The sequence below is a fragment of the Streptomyces sp. NPDC002790 genome (genome assembly GCF_040295505.1).
Taxonomy (GTDB): Bacteria; Actinomycetota; Actinomycetes; order Streptomycetales; family Streptomycetaceae; genus Streptomyces.
The window spans coordinates 1-5083 of the sequence record NZ_JBEOVM010000204.1 but is presented as its reverse complement, the minus strand read 5'-3'; the positions used below and the strand labels follow the sequence as shown (position 1 = coordinate 5083).

The window sequence follows — 5083 nt, the reverse complement described above, 5'->3', positions numbered from 1 at the left end:
TACCCATCCCCCCAAGCGCCGCGGGACTTGATCTGTCGATCGCCGGCGGGGCTTGATCCATCAAGCCCCGCCGCAGGTTGATCTATCAAGCCCCGCCGCAGGCTTATCTATCAAGCCCCGCCGGCGATTGAGGCGAATCTTTTAAGCCCCTGCGGCGATTGAGCAGCGGGGTCCGGGGCGGAGCCCCGTGACGTCAACCACGGTTACCCGAAAGGAACGGTGGCGTGCCCGAGGGTCACACCATCCACCGCCTCGCCCAGGACCACGCCGAGAAATTCGCCGGCCGCGAGGCCACCACAACCAGCCCCCAGGGCAAGTTCTCCGACGCGGCAGCGCTCGTCACCGGCCAAGAACTGACCCGAACCGACGCCCACGGCAAGCACCTCTTCCTCGGCTTCGGCGCCGGCGACGACACCTGGATCCACATCCACCTCGGCCTCTTCGGCAAGTACACCTTCGGCAGAACCCCCGCCCCGCCCCCCACGGACACCGTCCGCCTCCGCCTCGCGAACGACACCCACTACGCGGACCTCCGCGGCCCCACCACCTGCGCGCTCATCACGGACGCCGAGAAGCAGGCGATACACGACCGCCTCGGCCCGGACCCGCTGCGCGAGGGCGAGGACCCCACCCGGGCGTACGAGCGGATCTCCCGCAGCCGCACCACCATCGCCGCGCTCCTCATGGACCAGAAGATCATCGCGGGCGTCGGCAATGTCTACCGCGCCGAGGTCCTCTTCCGGCACGGCATCGACCCGTACACCCCCGGCAAGAACCTCACGGGCCCCCAACTCGCCGCCATCTGGGACGACTTGGTGGGGCTCATGCACGACGGCGTCCGCGCCAACCGCATCGACACCGTCCGCCCCGAGCACACCCCCGAGGCGATGAACCGGCCCCCGCGCGTCGACGACCACGGCGGCGAGGTCTACGTCTATCGGCGCGCCCCGCAGCCCTGCCACCTGTGCGGCACCGAGATCCGCAGCGCGGAACTGGCGGCCCGCAACCTCTTCTGGTGCCCGACGTGCCAGCCGCCCCGCTGAATCGCTAAAACCCGTGCGGCAGCCACGGCGCGACAGCCGAGCCGAACGCCACCGACGCCTCCGCGAGCGCCCCCGGCCGCAGCTCCCGCACCCGCCCGGCCCCGGCCAGCTCCAGCAGTGACACGTCACCGAGATAGGCCGCGCCCAACTCCCGTACGGACAGGGCGAGATCGGCCGGCTCCTCGGTCCGCTTGCAGGACGCGCCGCCCTTCGCGTCACCCGTGAGCCGCCAACGCCCCTCGTTCCAGGGGCAGAAGGCGTCCCGCACCTCGAACACGACGTCCACGGGCCTGAGATACGTACGAGCTTCGAGGGCTCCGCCCACATCCACCAGACGTACGTGCATCGAGTCACGCACCCGTACGTCGCACCGCCGGATGTCGGAGACCAGCGAGAACAGCGGGTCGTCCACCGGAAGGTTCTCGCACTCCACGGTCTCCGTCAGGTCGATGGAGCACAGGAACCGCCACAGCGCCGCGTACGCCGCGGGCTCGACCGCGGTCACCTCGCGCACCATGACAGTGCTTTGATCCAGCCCGTGCGCGGACTCCGGCTTCACGTGGAAACGCGCGAACCCGACCGTCTCCCCGCCCAGTTCAGCGACTACGCACTGCAGCGGCGACGCCCCGCCCCGCTCCCGCTCGGGGTCGAGCAGCGGCAGTCGCTCCCAGCCGGGCAACCGGGCGAGCATCCCGGGCCGCGTCCCCACGGTCCGCAGATACACGGCCTCGCAGCGCTCGGCGGCCTCCGCCACCTCCACGTACCGAAGCCGCACGTCGTCGGCCTCGGCGGGCGCGTCGACGCGCACCCGCTGCGACTCGACGCGCACCGTGGCCTTGCGGGTCCCGGTTCCGTAGCCGAACCGTCCGTAGATCACGGGTTCGGACGCCGTGAGGACCGCGAGAGGCTCGCCCCACCCGCGTACGTCGTCGAGTTGACGGCGCATCATTTCGGTCAGGATGCCGCGCCTGCGGTGCGTCGCGGCGACGCTGACCATGGTCACGCCCGCCGCGGTCACGAAGGCCCCGCCCGGCACCGCGACGCGGAAGGGGAAGGACCCCGCCGTGCCCACGCACTCCGCCCCGTCCCAGACTCCGAGCGAGCGGTCCAGGGCGGTCAGCTCCCGGTAGAGCTCGCGCTCCTCCGGTGCCTCGGCCACTCCGCCGAAGGCCCGCTCCAGCTTCCCGTACCAGTCGTTCCACTCGCTGTCCCGCAAGGTGCGCAGATCGGTCGTCATATGCCATCCCTACCAGGGCGGGCAGCGGCGGGCGAGGGAATTTACCGCCCGCGGCGGGGCCTGTACCGGGGCTGACAGGCGTGCCCGGAAAGGGGGACAAGTGGGACCTCCCGTGCACAGGTCCCGACCCGGTGGATAGGGTCCACGAACAATGGCGGTACGACGAGAGCGGCGCGGGCGCGCACAGCGCGCGGAGGCCGATACGTTCCCGGCCCGGTTGAGAATGCGCGTACACCGGGTCCGCACAGCCGTGCGCAAATCCGGAGTGGACTACTTCCGCGGGGACGGCTCGGACTGGATCGCGCTCGTCGGACTGCTCATCACCATCCCGGTGATCGCCTGCGCCACCATCCTCAACCCGGTGTGGTGCGCGCCCGCCATCCTCGTCCTGCCGATCGTCGCGGGTGGCCTGCTGCTGCGCCCCGCCAGCCTGCTCGGCCTGTACGCGGCGGCGGCCGCTGCGCTGATCGTCGAATCGTTCCAGCTCGGCCCCTACACACAGCGCGCGGCAGGCGTCACGCCCGGCACCGTGCTCACGGTCGCGGCCTGCGGGTTCTTCGGCCTGCTCATCGCCCAGTTCCGCAGCCGGGTGGGCGTGCCCTGGCGGCGTGGCGGAACGATGCTCTTCGACCTGCGCGAGCGGATCCGCACGCAGAGCCGGCTGCCCAAGCTGCCGCAGGGCTGGCACCGTGAGATGGCGCTGCGCCCGGCGGGCGGCCAGTCGTTCTCCGGCGACTTCGTGGTGGCGGCGCGTACGAACAACGGCCGCACCCTTGAGGTCGTCCTCACGGACGTGTCGGGCAAGGGCATGGACGCGGCCTCGCGTGCACTGCTACTGGCCGGCGCCTTCAGCGGTCTGCTCGGCTCGCTGCCGCCGCACGCCTTCCTGCCCGCGGCGAACGGCTATCTGCTCCGCCAGGACTGGGACGAGGGCTTCGCGACCTCGATCCACCTTGTCCTGGACCTCGAATCGGGGGACTACGAGCTGTACTCCGCGGGCCACCCGCCGGGCCTGCAACTCAGCGCGGGCACCGGGCGCTGGGAGGAGAAGGCGGCCGAGGGCCCGCTCCTCGGCGTCTACGACGGGGCCGAATTCGACGCCACGAAGGGCACCTTGCGCCCCGGCGACGTGCTGATGCTGTTCACGGACGGCCTCGTCGAGACCTCCGAGCGGGACATCAGCGAGGGCATGGACCGCCTCACCGGGGAAGCCGACCGGTATGTGACCGGCGGCTTCCACGGTGCGGCCTGGCACCTCATCGAGGCGGTGGCCAAGGATGTCAACGACGACCGGGCGCTGCTGCTGATCTGCCGGGACGCTTAAGGGGCCCAAGGGGCCCAAGGGGTCCCACGGGCCCCGGCACTCCCGGCCGCTATACCCCGGCGCCGACCCGTGGTTCCTCGGTCAGGGGCGCCCGTTCCTTGACCGGCAGGATCCGGGCCAGCCATTCGGAGCGGCCCGCGGCCATCGGGCCGAGCACCGCGAGCAGCAGCACGTATCCCGCGATGAACGGCGAGAGGCGTTCGTCGAGCCCCGCCCCCGCGGCCATCGTGGCGAGGATCAGCGCGAACTCGCCGCGCGCCAGCAACGTGGTCGCGATGTTCGCCGCGGGCCCGGACCCGAACCCGTAGATCTTCGCGCCGCCGATTCCGGCGAGCACGTTCATGACGAGCGTCAGCGCGACCGCGGCGAGCACCGGCCACACCACGGACGGCAGGTCACCGGGGTCGATGGAGAGCCCGAACCCGAAGAAGAAGATCGCCCCGAAGGCGTCCCGCAGCGGGTGCACCAGCGTGCGGATCCGCTCGCCGGAAGCGGTCGAGCCGAGCATCAGGCCGACCATGAACGCGCCGATGGCGTCGGCGACACCGAACCACTCGGAGACCCCGGCCACGAAGACGGCGGTGCCGAGGAAGGAGATGACGAGCAGCTCGTCGTCCTTGGTGTTGAAGAGCATGCCGACGATCCGCGTCCCGAAGCGCGCCGCGAGGGCGAGCAGCAGCAGGAACCCGAAGGCCTTGCCGCCGTCGAGCACGGCGGCCCCGAGCGAGTCCGCGCCGGACAGGATCGGTTGCAGGGCGGCCAGATACAGGGCGAGGAAGATGTCCTCGACGACGATGATCCCGAGGATCGGCTTGGTCTCGGGGTTCCCGAGCCGGCCGGTGTCCACGAGCACCTTGGTGACGATCGCGGACGACGAGATGCCGAGCACCCCGGCGAGGACCAGAGCTTCGGATGTGCCCCAGCCGAGGGCGAATCCGAAACCGAGGCCGGCGCCGACGTTCAGCGCGAGGTACGTCCCTCCGGCGACGGCCATCTTGCGGCCGCCGGTCTTCAGATCGTCCATGTGGAACTCGAGGCCGAGATAGAAGAGCAGCAGTACGAGGCCGAGCGCGGAGAGCATCTCCAGGTCGTGCGGGTCGGAGAGCAGCACGACGCCCGGCGTGTGGGGGCCGAGCAGGATCCCGGCCAGGATGAACAGGGGAATGGTGGGGAGGCCTATCCGCCCTCCCAGGCGGGCGAGGACGGCTGCCGCGAGAAAGGCACCGCCCATGGCGATCAAGGTGTCCGCGTGTCCGATGGGCCCGTTCCTCCTTGGTCTTGAAGCCCGGTCGTCAGGACCGACCAGAGGCTTTGGTCAAGAGAGCGTCAAGAAAACGTCAATACTTAGCTTACCAAAGGACCTGAGGGGGGTATCCGGGGCCGTGTGAGAGGGCGCCCGTACGATCGCCTCAATCGCCGGCGGGGCTTGATAAATCAAGCCCCGCCGGCGATTGAGGCGCGGGGTGCGGGGCGGAGCCC

At 70.6% G+C, this 5083-nt stretch carries 4 protein-coding genes; 2 read left to right on the top strand and 2 right to left on the bottom strand.

Annotated features, from left to right (window positions below; genetic code table 11):
- Positions 1 to 224 precede the first annotated feature (224 nt).
- Positions 225 to 1043 carry an Fpg/Nei family DNA glycosylase gene (locus ABT004_RS35800; RefSeq protein WP_351345844.1) on the top strand — a complete coding sequence of 273 codons (819 nt, stop codon included), beginning with the start codon at positions 225 to 227 and terminating at the stop codon, positions 1041 to 1043.
- Positions 1044 to 1047: 4 nt separating this feature from the next.
- Here ABT004_RS35800 and ABT004_RS35795 read toward each other — a convergent pair whose 3' ends face one another.
- Positions 1048 to 2280: a GNAT family N-acetyltransferase gene (locus ABT004_RS35795; protein WP_351345841.1), complete on the bottom strand. Its 1233-nt coding sequence runs from the start codon at positions 2278 to 2280 to the stop codon at positions 1048 to 1050.
- A 151-nt stretch (positions 2281 to 2431) separates the two neighbouring features.
- Between ABT004_RS35795 and ABT004_RS35790 the strand changes: the two genes are divergently transcribed.
- Positions 2432 to 3604: a PP2C family protein-serine/threonine phosphatase gene (locus ABT004_RS35790; protein WP_351345838.1), complete on the top strand. Its 1173-nt coding sequence runs from the start codon at positions 2432 to 2434 to the stop codon at positions 3602 to 3604.
- A gap of 49 nt (positions 3605 to 3653) precedes the next feature.
- Here the strand turns inward: ABT004_RS35790 and ABT004_RS35785 are convergent, their stop codons facing one another.
- The gene (locus tag ABT004_RS35785) at positions 3654 to 4835 is read right to left on the bottom strand and encodes a cation:proton antiporter (protein WP_351345835.1); all 1182 of its coding nucleotides are present in this window, start codon (positions 4833 to 4835) and stop codon (positions 3654 to 3656) included.
- Between the last annotated feature and the right edge of the window lie 248 nt (positions 4836 to 5083).